The organism is Streptomyces sp. NPDC104106 (assembly GCF_055584345.1).
In genome coordinates this window covers 212279-225645 of the sequence record NZ_JBVJMF010000009.1, presented here as the reverse complement: position 1 = coordinate 225645, position 13367 = coordinate 212279, and the positions used below count along the sequence as shown (strand labels likewise).

The window sequence follows — 13367 nt, the reverse complement described above, 5'->3', positions numbered from 1 at the left end:
CTGAGGGGAGGACCGCGTCCCGTCCCTGGCGGGAGGACCGCGTCCCGTCCCTGGCTGGAATCTAACAGCCCTGGCCAGAGCGGCGGCTCCGCACAAGCCGCCCCGGCCCCTCTGCTAACGCTCAGATAACTGAACGCGCTCCTCCGCGTTCCCTCCCTTGACACCCCGCCCCGAACCGACGACTCTTCAACACATCACGTGTGGGAGCGCTCCCACACTACCTGACACATACACGTCCCGCACGTTCCCCGCCCGAGCCGCAGCGAGCAACAGACGGGCCCAACAGTGCAGTTGGCCGGGGGGTCGGCACGTCAGGCAACAGGAGGACGCAATGCGCACGAGCATCCGCCGGTCACGCAGGCTGGGGGCCCTCGCGGCCGTGGCCGCGCTGACCACGGGGCTGCTGGCCGGCTGCGCCAACGACAGCGGCAGCAAGTCCGACACCTCGGGCGATGGCGGCGGCAAGGGCAAGACCACGATCACCCTGGGCCTGTTCGGCACCATGGGCTTCAAGGAGGCCGGCCTCTACACCGAGTACGAGAAGCTGCACCCGGACATCTCGATCCAGGAGAACGTGATCGAGAAGAACGAGAACTACTATCCGGCCCTGGTCAACCACCTCACCACCAACAGCGGCCTGCAGGACGTGCAGGCCGTCGAAGTCGGCAACATCGCCGAGGTCGTGCAGACCCAGGCGGGCAAGCTGGTGGACCTGTCCAAGGCCGCGGGTGTCGACAAGAGCAACTGGCTGGACTGGAAGTGGCAGCAGGCCACCACCAAGGACGGGCAGACCGTCGGCCTCGGCACCGACATCGGCCCGATGGCGATCTGCTACCGCAAGGACATGTTCAAGGCCGCCGGGCTCCCGACCGACCGCGACCAGGTGTCCAAGCTGTGGGCCGGTGACTGGAGCAAGCTCGTCTCCACCGGCGAGCAGTACAAGAAGAAGGCACCCGGCGGCACCACCTTCATGGACTCCCCCGGCGGTCTGCTCAACGCGATCCTCAGCAGCGCGAGCCAGAAGTTCTACGACTCCTCCGGCAAGGTCGTCTACAAGACGAACCCGGCCGTGAAGAGCGCCTTCGACCTGACCGCCCAGGCCGCCAAGGACGGGCTGGTGCAGTCGCAGCCGCAGTTCCAGCCGGGCTGGGACCAGCTGATCTCCAACAGCAAGTTCGCCTCCGTGGCCTGCCCACCGTGGATGCTCGGCTACATCAAGGGCAAGTCGAAGGCGGACGCCGCCGGCCAGTGGGACGTGGCCCAGGCCCCGCAGTCCGGCAACTGGGGCGGGACCTTCCTGGCCGTGCCCAAGTCCGGCAAGCACGTCACCGAGGCGGAGAAGTTCGTCGCCTGGCTGACCGCGCCCGCCCAGCAGGCCAAGCTCTTCGCCGTCCAGGGCAGCTTCCCGAGCGCGCCGCCCGCGTACGCCATGTCCGAGGTCACCGGCGCGAAGAACCAGATGACGGGTGACGCCCCGATCGGCGCGATCTTCGCCCAGGCCGCCAAGTCCATCCCGAACCAGCCGATCGGCCCGAAGGACCAGATCGTCCAGCAGGGCCTGACGGACAACGGCGTCATCCTCGTCACCAAGGGCAAGTCGGCCGAGGACGCCTGGAACACGGCCGTCAAGACCATCGACAACAACCTGGAGAAGTGACCGGCATGGCCACCCGGCACGACACCGCCGCGCCCCCCGCGAAGGAGGGGGGCGCGGCCCCGGCCCGCTCCGCCGCCACCGCGGCCGTGGACGAGCGGCGGCGGGCGCGGCTGTCCCGCCGCTGGCAGCGGGACATGCGCTTCAGTCCGTACGCGTTCGTCGCCCCCTTCTTCCTCCTGTTCGTCGCGTTCGGGCTGTTCCCGCTGATCTACACGGGCTGGGCCTCGCTGCACACGGTGGAGCTGACCGCGCCCACCGACATGCAGTGGGCGGGGCTGCACAACTACACCCGGATCTTCGACGACGACTTCTTCTGGAACGCGGCGAAGAACACCCTGACCATCGGCATCATCTCCACCGTCCCGCAGCTGGCGATGGCGATGGGGCTCGCCCACATCCTCAACTACAAGCTGCGCGCCTCGACCTTCTTCCGGGTCGTGATGCTGGCGCCGTACGCGACGTCGATCGCCGCCGCCTCGCTGGTCTTCGTGCTGCTCTTCGGCCGCGACTACGGCATGATCAACTGGGCGCTGCACTTCGTGGGCGGCGGCCACATCGACTGGCAGAACGACAAGTGGCCCTCGCAGATCGCGGTCTCCTCGATCGTGGTCTGGCGCTGGACCGGCTACAACGCGCTGATCTACCTCGCGGCGATGCAGGCCGTCCCGCAGGACCTGTACGAGTCGGCGGCGCTGGACGGCGCCAACCGCTGGCAGCAGTTCTTCCATGTGACGCTGCCGCAGTTGCGCCCGACCATCCTGTTCACCTGCGTCGTGTCGACCATCGGGGCGTCGCAGCTGTTCGGCGAGCCGCTGATGTTCGACGCCAACAAGGGCGCCTCCGGCGGTGCCGAGCACCAGTTCCAGACGCTCGGCCTGTACCTGTACGAGCAGGGCTGGGTCAACCAGCACCTGGGCCGCGCCTCCGCGATCGCCTGGACGATGTTCCTGATCCTCATCGTGATCGGGCTCGTCAACTACGTCATCTCGCGCCGCCTGCGCGAGAGTGGTTAGGAGTACGGCCGTGACGACGACCCTGACCCCGACCTCCGAGGCGACGGAGCCCGGTCGAGCGCGGCGGCTGCGGCGGCCGCGGGCGGCGCGGGCCGGCGGGACCCTGCACGCGGGCCCCCTCGCCTACGCGGTCCTGATCCTGTTCTCGATCGGCTCGCTGTTCCCGCTGGTGTGGACGGCGATCGCCGCGTCCCGCGACAACAACCGGCTGGCCGAGACCCCGCCGCCGTTCTGGTTCGGCTCGAACCTGATGCACAACCTGAACGTCGCCTGGAACGACGCCAATCTCGGCAAGGCGTTCGTGAACACGACGTTCGTGGCGGGCGTCTCGGCGGCGACGATCGTCTTCCTCTCCACGATCGCCGGGTTCGCCTTCGCCAAGCTGCGGTTCAGGGGCCGGGGCGCCCTGATGCTGATCGTGATCGGCACGATGATGGTGCCGCCGCAGCTCAGCATCATCCCGCTGTACATGATGGTCGCCAAGCTCGACTGGACCGACCAGCTCCAGGCGGTGATCCTGCCCTCGCTGGTGAGCGCGTTCGGGGTGTTCTTCATGCGGCAGTACCTGATGCAGGCGCTGCCGGACGAGATCATCGAGGCGGCCCGGGTGGACGGCGCGAGCAGCTGGCGGGTGGTGTGGCACGTCGTGTTCCCGGCGGCCCGGCCCGCGATGGCGGTCCTCGGGATGCTGATGTTCGTGCAGACCTGGAACGACTTCCTGTGGCCGTTCCTGGTCCTGACCCAGAACGGCAACCCGACCGTGCAGGTCGCGGTCTCCGCCCTGGGCCGCGGCTACACCCCCGACCAGTCCCTGATCATGGCCGGCGCGCTGCTCGGCACGCTGCCGCTGCTGCTCGTCTTCGCGATCTTCGGCAAGCAGATCGTGGGCGGGATCATGCAGGGCGCGGTCAAGGGCTGACACGCCCGCGGCCGCCGGCAGGGGGCCGGGCCGGTGCCGCTCCGGCCCCCTGACCCCTCTTCCCCGTCTCACTTCGCCGGTCTTCCACGACCTCTTATGGGAGCGCTTCCATGCCTGACTCTGTCTCCTCCGTGACCTTCCCGCCCGCCTTCCTGTGGGGGGCGGCGACCTCGGCTTACCAGATCGAGGGGGCGGTGCGGGAGGACGGCCGCACCCCTTCGATCTGGGACACCTTCAGCCATACGCCGGGCAGGACGGCCGACGGCGAGAACGGTGACGTCGCCGTCGACCACTACCACCGCTACCGCGACGACGTGGCGCTCATGGCGGAGCTGGGCCTGACCGCCTACCGCTTCTCGGTGTCCTGGCCCCGGGTGCAGCCGACCGGACGGGGCCCGGCGGTCCAGCGGGGCCTGGACTTCTACCGCCGGCTGGTGGACGAGCTGCTGGCCCACGGCATCAAGCCCGCGCTCACCCTCTACCACTGGGACCTGCCCCAGGAGCTGGAGGACGCGGGCGGCTGGCCGGAGCGGGACACCGCGCTGCGGTTCGCCGAGTACGCGCAGATCGTCGGCGAGGCGCTGGGCGACCGGGTGGAGCTGTGGACCACGCTCAACGAGCCCTGGTGCAGCGCCTTCCTGGGCTACGGCTCCGGCGTGCACGCCCCGGGCCGCACCGACCCGGTGGCCTCGCTGCGCGCCGCGCATCACCTCAACCTGGGGCACGGCCTGGCCGCTTCGGCCCTGCGTGCGGTGATGCCCGCCCGCAACCAGCTCATGGTCAGCCTCAACTCCTCGGTGGTGCGGCCGCGTTCGGAAGCGGCGGCCGACCTGGACGCCGCCCGCCGGATCGACGACCTGGCCAACGGCGTCTTCCACGGCCCGATGCTGCACGGCGCCTACCCGGAGTCCCTGCTCACGGCGACGGCGTCCCTCACCGACTGGTCGTACGTCCACGACGGCGACCTCGCCACGGCGCACGCCCGGTTGGACGCGCTGGGGCTCAACTACTACACCCCGGCGCTGGTCTCGGCCACGTCCGGCGATGTCACCGGCCCGCGGGCGGACGGCCACGGCGCCAGCGACCACTCCCCCTGGCCGGGCGCCGACGACGTGCTGTTCCACCAGACGCCGGGTGAACGCACGGAGATGGGCTGGACGATCGACCCGAGCGGCCTGCACGACCTGATCATGCGCTACACGCGCGAGGCACCGGGCCTGCCCCTGTACATCACCGAGAACGGCGCGGCCTACGACGACAAGCCCGACCCCGAGGGCCGCGTCCACGACCCGGAGCGCATCGCCTACCTCCACGGCCATCTGTCGGCGGTCCGCCGCGCCATCACCGACGGCGCCGACGTACGCGGCTACTACCTGTGGTCCCTGATGGACAACTTCGAGTGGGCCTACGGCTACGGCAAGCGGTTCGGCGCGGTGTACGTGGACTACACGACGCTGGAGCGCACCCCGAAGTCGAGCGCCCGGTGGTACGGCGAGGTGGCGCGCACGGGCGCGCTGCCGCCGGTGGACTCCGCCGCCTGACGGAGCGGCGGTGCGCGGCCTGTCGTGGGGGCGGGTCGCGCGCGGCCGGGCGCGGCACCCCGGGGGGATGCCGCGCCCGGCCGTGTGGCCGGCGGGCCGCGTCAGTGGAAGGCGCCGAAGGCCTTCGAGAAGGCGTACGGGCTCTGGCTGATCGAGCTGCACGTGGGGTCGGCGGCGTTCTTGGGGCCGCCGGGGCACTGCTTGTCGCGCGCGGCGGACCACATCGACAGGCCGCCGAGGCCCTTGGTCCTGGCGAAGTCCGCGAGCCGGGTGGCGTCGGCGACCGTGAAGGTCTCGGCGGAGACGTCGTTGACGCCGATCATCGGGGTGACGGCGACGGCCTTCCATGCGGCGGAGTCGGACAGCCCGAGCACGCCCTTGATCTGGGCCTGGGTGGCGGTGGCGGCCTGCTGGGCGTAGGCGCCCATGTCGCCGCTGTACGAGGGGCCGTAGTCCATCGCCATGATGTTGACCGTGCCGATCCGCACGCCGTTGGACTTGGCGTCGGTCAGCAGGTTCACGCCGTCCTGGGTGAGGCCCTCGGGCATCACCGGGAGGGTGAAGGAGACGTCCAGGTCCGGGTGCTGCGCCTGGAGCTTGGCTATCGCCTCGGCCCGCAGGGTGTTCGCCGCCGTGTTCGGCAGCGCGGCGCCCTCGACGTCGAAGTCGACCTTGGTGAGCTTGAAGGCGTCGATCACCTTCCCGTACGCCGCGGCCAGCGCGTCCGCGGAGGAGCAGGTGGTGGCCAGCTCCGAGCCGGAGGCGCCGCCGAAGGAGACCCGGACGTCGCCGCCCTTGGCGCGCAGGGCGCCGATCTGGGCGGCCACCGCGTCGCCGGTCACGTCGGTCACGCCGCCCCACTTGGGGGTGCAGCCGCCGCCGTCGGTGACGAAGGCGAGGTTGTAGTTCTTCACTCCGGTCGCGTCGGCCGCGCCGACCAGGTCGAAGGCCGGGTAGAGGGAGGTGTCGACATAGGGGGCGAAGCCGGCGGAGGCGGCCGTGCCCGAGCCGGTGCCGGTGCCGGTGCCGGTCGTCCGGGAGGCGGTCGGGGTCGGGGTCGCGCTCTGGGTGGGCGTGGCCGTCGGGGTGGGGGCCGGTGACGGGGTCCCGGTGGGGCGGCCGCTCGGCTCGGGGGTGGGGCCGCTGTCCGCGGAACACGGGGAGTCGTCGATACGGCAGCCGGTCGGGGCGCCGCTGCCGTCGACCACGAAGCCGATGGTCACCGACGCGCCCGGGGCGAGCCCCTCGGTGTCCCACGTCGCCGGCCTCACCGTGACGTGCGAACCGCTCACACTCGACTCGCCGTTCCACAGCGAACCGATCCTGGCGCCCGCCGGGAGGTCGAACCGGAGCGTCCAGTTCTTCTCCCGCGAGCCGCTGTTGTTGGTGACGACGTACTGGGCGGTGTAGCCGGTCGACCAGTCGCTGGTCCTGGTGTACGCGGCGTTCACCCCGGCCGCGTTCGCGGTGCCGGTGAGCAGGACCGCGCCGCCGCCGGCCACGGCCGCTGCCACGAGGCCGCCGATCGCCTTGTTCCTGCCACTGATCCTGCGCCGGTGCGTGCTCATGCGCCTGCCTGCCTTCGATGGTCACGGGGGTGGGGTGCGGCAGCACGCTAGCGAGCCGGAATCGGACAAACGGCCTGATCGGGGCGGTGGTTGAAGACCTTAGGGTGCGCTTAAGGAAGGGATCGGGGACGGTTAATGGTCGAGACCGGCCGGCACCGGTCCGCGCGCCCGGCGGCGTCTGCGCGCCTGTCCCCCGCTCCGGGGCCGGCGCCCGTCGAGCTGGAACCAGATGCGCACCTCGGTGCCTCCCAGCACCGAGGAGCCGATCCGCACGTCACCGCCGGTGGACTCGGCGAGCCGGCGCACGATGTCGAGGCCGAGCCCGGTGGAGCCGGCATGGCCCGAGCCGCGCCCCCGGGCCATCGCGGCGTCCGGGTCGGATATGCCGGGGCCCGCGTCGGAGACCAGCACGATCACCGCGTCCTCGGCGTTGTGCACGTCGACCGCGAAGGCGGTGCCCTCGGCGGTGTGCCGGAAGACGTTGCCGAGCAGGGCGTCGAGCCCGGCCGCCAGGTCGGCGCGGGCCACCGGTACGCGCACCGGCCGCTCGACGCCGGCCACCCGCCACGTGCGGCCCTCGTCCTCGGCGAGCGCGGACCAGAACTCCATGCGCTCGCGGACCACTTCGGCCGCGTCGCACCCGGCGCCGGGCCCGGCCGCGGCCGTCTGCGGCTTGGCCTCCCGCGCCGTGCGGATGATGGTGTCCACCTCGCGCTCCAGCTGGGCGACGGCCGCCCGGGTCTGCTCGGCGGCCGGACCGGCGCCGAGGGAGGCCGCGTTGAGCCGGAGCACGGTCAGCGGTGTGCGCAGCCGGTGGGAGAGGTCGGCCGCCAGCTCCCGTTCGTTCGCCAGGAGTTGGACGACCTGGTCGGCCATGGAGTTGAAGGCGACGGCGGCGAGCCGCAGTTCGGTGGGCCCGTCCTCCGGCACCCGGGCGCCGAGCCTGCCCTCGCCCAGCTCGTGCGCTCCCCGCACCAGCCGCTGCGCGGGCCGCACCATGCGCACCCCGAGCCGGTCGGCGACCGCGACCGAGCCGACGATCAGCGCGAGGCCGACGCCGCCGAGCACCGCCCAGGCCGTGCCGACACCGTGGGTCACCTCGGACTCGGGGACGTAGACCTCGACGACCGCGATCGTGCCGGAGCCGAGCGCGACCGGCTGGAGCAGGGTGGAGCCGCCGGGGACGGAGGTGGTCGAGGCCCGGCCCAGTCTCCGTACGGCCTCGATGTCGCGGCCGGCCGCGCGCCTGCTGCCGAGGTCGAGCGCCGAGCGGCCGTCGGCGGCGGGCAGGTGCACGGCCATCCCGGAGTCGGCGCCGGCCGAGGCCACCACGCGCTCCAGCTCGTCCCGGTCGGTGGTGATGGACAGCGCGGGCGCGACGGCGGCGGCCTGCCGCTCGGCATTGGAGAACGCCCGGTCCCGGGCCATCTCCTTGACGACCAGTCCCAGCGGCACGGCGAACGCGACCACCACCATCGTGGTGACCGCCAGGCAGACCTTGACCAGGGCCCATCTCATCGCGGCGCCGCCTCCCCCGGTGGTTCCAGCTTCACGCCGACCCCCCGCAGGGTGTGCAGGTAGCGGGGCCGGGCGGCCGTCTCGCCCAGTTTCCTGCGCAGCCAGGACAGATGGACGTCGATGGTCTGGTCGTCGCCGTAGGACTGCTGCCAGACCTCCGCGAGGAGTTCCTTGCGCGACACGACGACGCCCGGCCGGCCGGCGAGGAAGGCGAGCAGGTCGAACTCCCGGCGGGTCAGGTCGAGGCGGACCCCGTCCAGCTCGGCCTGCCGGCGCAGCGGATCGACGCTCAGGCCGCCGGCCCGCAGCACCGGCGAGACGGGGGCCTCGGCACCGGCGGCCCGGGCCCGGCGCAGCACGGCCGCGATCCGGGCCGAGAGGTGCTCGACCGAGAAGGGCTTGGTCAGATAGTCGTCGGCCCCGGCGTTCAGCAGCCGGACGATCTCCGTCTCGTCGTCCCGGGCGGTGGCGATGATGACCGGTACGTCCGTGATGCCGCGCAGCATCTTCAGGGCCTCGGAGCCGTCCAGGTCCGGCAGTCCGAGGTCCAGGATGACGACGTCGAAACGGACGTGGGCGACCTCGCGCAGCGCCTCCAGCGCCGTGCCGACACTGCGCACGGTGTGCGCGGCGTCGGTCAGGTGCCGGATGAGCGCCGAGCGTACGAACTGGTCGTCCTCGACCACGAGCACACTTGCCATGCGCCGCACCGTACGCCATGCGGCCCGGCCCGGTTCGGGGCTGTGGACAACTCGGGGGTTGTGGACAACGGGTGGAGTTCGTGCGGCAGTATGGCCCGCGATGCGCAGAGGACTCGTACCGGTGATGGCGTGGCTGCTCGCGACGGGAGCGGCGGTCACGCTGTCGTGGTGGGGCGTGCACACGGTCATGGCGGGGACGGTGTACGACCCGCCGCGCGCCCTGCCGATCACGGCGGCCGACGCGCGGGACCGGGCCTCGACGCCCGCGCCCCCGCCGTCCTCCTCCCCCACCCCCTCGCGCACCCGCTCCGCGCAACCGGCGCCCAGCCCCTCGCGTACCCCGGTCCGCACCCCTGCCCCCTCCGCGACCGCCTCCGGCGAGGTCAAGGCGTACGACACCGACGGCGGCCGGGCGGTGTTCGACCTGGGCGCGACCAGTGCCACGTTCGTCTCGGCGACCCCGGGGGCCGGCTGGTCGATGCAGGTGTGGAAGACGGACACCTGGATCCGGGTGGAGTTCAGCCGGGGCACGGACCGGGTGTCGGTGTTCTGCACCTGGCACGACGGGCCGCCGCACGTCGAGGTCGGGACCTACTGAGCGGGCCTACCGGAACACTGAGGGCGGCGGTGCCGGGGAGGCGACGGCGGCCGCGTCCGTCACGGGTACGGCGCCGCCGGTGAATTCGGTGAGGGCCCTGCCGTGTTCGACCCGGCCGGGATGCGCGTCGCAGGCGGCGCGGCGGGTGAGTTCGGCGAGCGGGAGCGGGGCGTCGCAGGCCACCAGGATCGCGTTGCCGAAGCGCTTCCCGCGCAGGACGGCGGCATCGGCGATCAGCGCGAGTTCGGCGAACCGGGCGGCGGCGGTGGCGATCTGGCCGCGCAGGTGGGCGAGCGGCGGGCCGTCGGCGAGGTTGGCGGCGTAGACACCGGAGGGCTTCAGCGCCCGGCGGACCTCGTCCAGGAACTCGGTGGAGGTGAGGTGGGCCGGGGTGCGGGCGCCGCTGAAGACGTCGGCGACGATCAGGTCGGCCCAGCCGTCCGGGACCTTGCCGAGCCCCACGCGCGCGTCCACCGAGCGCACGCGTATCCGGGCGGTGGGGTCGGGCGGCAGCTCCCGGCGCACCAGTCGCACCAGGGCCGCGTCCCGTTCGACGATCTGCTGGGTGGCGCGGGGCCGGGTGGCGGCGACGTACCGGGCGAGGGTGAACGCCCCGCCGCCGAGGTGCACCGCCTGCACGGGCTTGCCGGGCGGGGCGACGAGGTCGATGACATGGCCCAGGCGGCGCTGGTACTCGAAGGAGAGGTACGCCGGGTCGTCCAGGTCGACGTGCGACTGCGGGGCGCCGTCGATCAGCAGGGTCCAGGCCCGGCTCCGGTCGGGGTCGGGGACGAGCTGGGCGAGCCCGCCGTCGACCGGCTCCTCGATGGCCGCAGCGCCGCCGCGTGTGTTCCTGGACCTTCCCACCGGCCCATTTTCGCAGGTGCCGGGGCGGGGTGCCTCAGCGACGGCTGTCGGCGGCCTTGATGAGCCGGGCGGCCTCCCCGAGCGCCTCGCGCAGCACCACGGGGTCGGTGGCGAGGTCGGCCCCGCCGGGCGGCAGCAGCCAGTCGGACCCCTCCACCGGCGGCTGGGGGGCCAGCCGCATGCCGCGCCCGTCCGTCCCGGTGCAGGTGCTGCCGGGGACGTCCCAGCCGGCCGCGGTGCCGGCCGGGACCAGGAAGCCGAGGGTGCCGCAGCCGTCGTCGTGCAGCACGGGGCCCATCGCGTCGCCGGAGCCGCGCCGCAGGATGTCGACCGCCTCCAGGCCCTGCCGGGCGGGCACCGTCACGAGGTCGCACGCCGCCGCGTCCGCACCGGCCCGCGCGGCCGACGACGGCGACGTACAAGGTTCGTTGCTCTGGCTGGTCTCCATGCCGGCCTCCACCACACAGCACTGTTGCGGTCCAACCTGTCCAACGCGCGAGGGCGTCAACGGCTACGGCACAAGTGCGCCGCAAAGGATGGCACTTCATGGCAGATCGTGGATGAGATATCCGGTTTGTAGCCAAACAGCGCGTGGCGGGTCCGTCACAGCAGGTACGTTCATGCCCGGTTCGACGGTTCGCACGAGAGGACCCGGCCATGGCGTCGTCAACCGTGACCTCGTCACAGCCCGACCGGCCAGCACGGCCCAACCTCGCCTTCCGGCAGTTGCGCGGCAGGCGCTCCCCGGCCGAGTTCGCGGCGCTCGTACGGCGCGCCGCGCGCGAGATCGGTGAGCGGGTGAGCTGTGACGCGCGTTACGTCGGCAGGGTCGAGGCGGGCGAGATCCGCTGCCCGAACTACGCGTACGAGCGGGTGTTCCTGCACATGTTCCCCGGCCGCACGCTCACCGACCTCGGCTTCGCGCCCCGCTCGTCCGTCCGCGGCCGGGCGGCGCGCCCCGCCGCGGACGCGGCCGGTGAGTCGCGCACGGCCTCCGGGCCGTATGACACGCCGGACCCGCACCACGGGTACGACCCGCAGGACCAGCAGGACCAGCACCACGGGCACGACCAGCACCACCCGTACGACCCGCACGAGCCGTATGACCCGCACGAGCCGTACGTGAACCACCCCCTGAACCACGAGGAGAGCGACGTGCTGCGTCGCGCATTCATGACCGGCGGAGGCGCCACGGTGGCCGCCGTCACGCTGGGCCCGCTGGGGCTCACCCCCGACGCCGTGGCCGCGGTCAGGCGCCCGGGGCGGCCCGGCGCGGCCGAGGCGACCGCCCTGGAGGAGGCCGTCCGCCGCATCCGGCTGCTCGACGACCGGCACGGCGCGGACGGCCTCTACCGGCGCGCGGCGGCTCCGCTGCGCGCCGCCTACGCGCTGCTGGACGCCGGCGCGACCCGGCAGACCATCGCGGACCGGCTGCACTCGGGCGCCGGTGAACTGGCCATCTCCGTGGGCTGGCTGGCCCATGACTCGGGCCGCTTCGAGGACGCCCGCTCCCACTACGCGGAGGCGTTGGCCACGGCCCGGATGACCGGGGACCCGGCACTGGAGGCACACGCCTTCTGCAACACGGCGTTCCTCGCGCGGGACGCCGGCCGTCCCCGGGAGGCCGTCCGGGCCGCCCAGGCCGCCCAGCGCGCCGCCCGCCCGCTCGGCTCGGCCCGGCTGATGTCCCTGCTGGCGCTGCGCGAGGCGGGCGGCTGGGCGGGGCTCGCCGACCGCACCGGCTGCAGGCAGGCCCTCGCCCGCGCCCAGGCCCTCTTCGCCCGCGGCCGCTCGGACGCCGACCCCGAGTGGATGAGCTTCTACGGCGAGGCCGAACTGGAGGGGCTGGAGGCGCAGTGCTGGTCCATGCTGGGCGACTGGCGGCGCGCGTCACGGCACGCCTACCGCGCCGCCGAACTGCAGGATCCTCACTTCACCCGGAACATCGCGCTGTACACGGCCGAGTTGGCCGACGATCTGGCGCGCGAGGGGCGGCCGGACGAGGCGGCGGCCGCGGGGATGCGGGTGCTCACCTTGCTGGACCAGGTCCAGTCCTCGCGCATCCAGGGCATGTTGGCGGGTACGGCGCGGGTTCTGCTGCCGCACCGCAGGGCGTCCGGGGTGTCCGAGTTCCTGGACCGGCACGCGTCCGTGCCGCGGGCGGCGAGGGCCTGACCGGTCTCAGGGCGCCAAGTGCCCCGTGTCGTTCCAGCTCTCGATCGCCGGCTCCCCGTAAGCCCAGCCCAGCACGGACAACGACGTCGGGTTGAGCCGTATCCGCGCGGCGAAGTCCAGCGGCAGGCCCAGCCAGCGGGCGCCGACGGAACGCAGGATGTGGCCGTGGGCGAAGATCAGGACGTCGCGGTCGGCCGAGCGCGCCCAGGCGACCACCTCGTCCGCGCGCGCGGTGACCTCCGCGACGGTCTCGCCCTCGGGAACCCCGTCCCGCCAGATCAGCCAGTCCGGCCGCCGGCCGTGGATCTCGGCGGGGGTCAGGCCCTCGTAGCCGCCGTAGTCCCACTCCATGAGCGTGTCCCAGTCGGTGGCTCGGTCGCCGAAGCCGGCCAGTTCGCACGTCTCACGCGCGCGTACCAGCGGGCTGGTGCGCACCTCGACGTCAGGCAGCCCGTCCAGCGGCGCGTGGTGCAGGCGCTCGCCGAGCAGCTTCGCGCCGCGCCGGCCCTCCTCCAGCAGCGGTACGTCGGTCCTGCCGGTGTGTTTGCCGGACAGCGACCACTGCGTCTGTCCGTGCCGGGCCAGCAGGATGCGCGGTGCCATGGGAGACCTTTCCGGATGCGAAGGGGGCTCCTCCATCATCGCGCACCCCGCGCCGGGGCAACCCGGCGGGCGATCCCGGCGTCTTCGAGGGCTGAGTGCCCGCTCGGCGCGTCGCCCGGGCGAACACTCGGGCCGCCCTCGAACGGCGAGGGAGCGCCCGCGTGGGCGACGGACGAACACCGTAAAGTGGCACGGTCGCCCTTCAGG

General features: G+C 72.8%; 12 protein-coding genes. 6 read left to right on the top strand and 6 right to left on the bottom strand.

The genetic code is table 11. The annotated features are described in order from the left end of the window. The first annotated feature begins 331 nt into the window (after positions 1–331). The 4 genes from ACZ60X_RS22700 to ACZ60X_RS22685 all read left to right on the top strand — a co-directional run bounded on the left by ACZ60X_RS22700 (position 332) and on the right by ACZ60X_RS22685 (position 5130). The gene (locus ACZ60X_RS22700; RefSeq protein WP_469601257.1) at positions 332–1657 is read left to right on the top strand and encodes an ABC transporter substrate-binding protein; all 1326 of its coding nucleotides are present in this window, start codon (positions 332–334) and stop codon (positions 1655–1657) included. A gap of 5 nt (positions 1658–1662) precedes the next feature. Next, positions 1663–2670, top strand: coding sequence for a carbohydrate ABC transporter permease (locus ACZ60X_RS22695; protein ID WP_469601255.1), 1008 nt, complete (start codon positions 1663–1665; stop codon positions 2668–2670). A gap of 10 nt (positions 2671–2680) precedes the next feature. After that, entirely contained in the window at positions 2681–3589 is a 909-nt protein-coding gene (locus ACZ60X_RS22690; protein ID WP_469601252.1) for a carbohydrate ABC transporter permease, read from the top strand. A 110-nt stretch (positions 3590–3699) separates the two neighbouring features. Further along, a complete protein-coding gene (locus ACZ60X_RS22685; RefSeq protein ID WP_469601249.1) occupies positions 3700–5130 on the top strand; it encodes a GH1 family beta-glucosidase in 1431 nt (476 codons plus the stop codon). 101 nt (positions 5131–5231) lie between these two features. Here ACZ60X_RS22685 and ACZ60X_RS22680 read toward each other — a convergent pair whose 3' ends face one another. The 3 genes from ACZ60X_RS22680 to ACZ60X_RS22670 all read right to left on the bottom strand — a co-directional run bounded on the left by ACZ60X_RS22680 (position 5232) and on the right by ACZ60X_RS22670 (position 8917). Further along, the gene (locus tag ACZ60X_RS22680) at positions 5232–6698 is read right to left on the bottom strand and encodes a glycoside hydrolase family 18 protein (protein ID WP_469601247.1); all 1467 of its coding nucleotides are present in this window, start codon (positions 6696–6698) and stop codon (positions 5232–5234) included. A 132-nt stretch (positions 6699–6830) separates the two neighbouring features. Beyond that, positions 6831–8216, bottom strand: coding sequence for a sensor histidine kinase (locus ACZ60X_RS22675; RefSeq protein WP_469601245.1), 1386 nt, complete (start codon positions 8214–8216; stop codon positions 6831–6833). After that, positions 8213–8917, bottom strand: a complete 705-nt coding sequence (locus ACZ60X_RS22670; RefSeq protein ID WP_469601243.1) for a response regulator transcription factor — start codon at positions 8915–8917, stop codon at positions 8213–8215. The genes ACZ60X_RS22675 and ACZ60X_RS22670 overlap by 4 nt, the downstream gene beginning before the upstream one ends. Before the next feature lie 100 nt (positions 8918–9017). Between ACZ60X_RS22670 and ACZ60X_RS22665 the strand changes: the two genes are divergently transcribed. Further along, positions 9018–9515, top strand: a complete 498-nt coding sequence (locus ACZ60X_RS22665; protein WP_469601240.1) for a hypothetical protein — start codon at positions 9018–9020, stop codon at positions 9513–9515. Positions 9516–9521: 6 nt separating this feature from the next. Here the strand turns inward: ACZ60X_RS22665 and ACZ60X_RS22660 are convergent, their stop codons facing one another. Both ACZ60X_RS22660 and ACZ60X_RS22655 read right to left on the bottom strand, forming a co-directional pair. Further along, positions 9522–10382 (bottom strand): spermidine synthase, encoded by an 861-nt coding sequence (locus ACZ60X_RS22660; RefSeq protein ID WP_469601238.1) that lies wholly within the window; start codon positions 10380–10382, stop codon positions 9522–9524. A gap of 34 nt (positions 10383–10416) precedes the next feature. Beyond that, a complete protein-coding gene (locus tag ACZ60X_RS22655; protein ID WP_469601235.1) occupies positions 10417–10830 on the bottom strand; it encodes a hypothetical protein in 414 nt (137 codons plus the stop codon). Positions 10831–11039: 209 nt separating this feature from the next. Here ACZ60X_RS22655 and ACZ60X_RS22650 point away from each other — a divergent pair, with 209 nt between their 5' ends. Continuing rightward, complete coding sequence (locus ACZ60X_RS22650; RefSeq protein WP_469601233.1) at positions 11040–12557, top strand: hypothetical protein; 1518 nt, start codon at positions 11040–11042, stop codon at positions 12555–12557. A gap of 6 nt (positions 12558–12563) precedes the next feature. On the opposite strand, the gene ACZ60X_RS22645 is transcribed toward ACZ60X_RS22650, so the two are convergent. After that, on the bottom strand, positions 12564–13160 hold the full coding sequence (locus tag ACZ60X_RS22645) for a histidine phosphatase family protein (protein ID WP_469601228.1): 597 nt from the start codon (positions 13158–13160) through the stop codon (positions 12564–12566). Positions 13161–13367 lie beyond the last annotated feature (207 nt).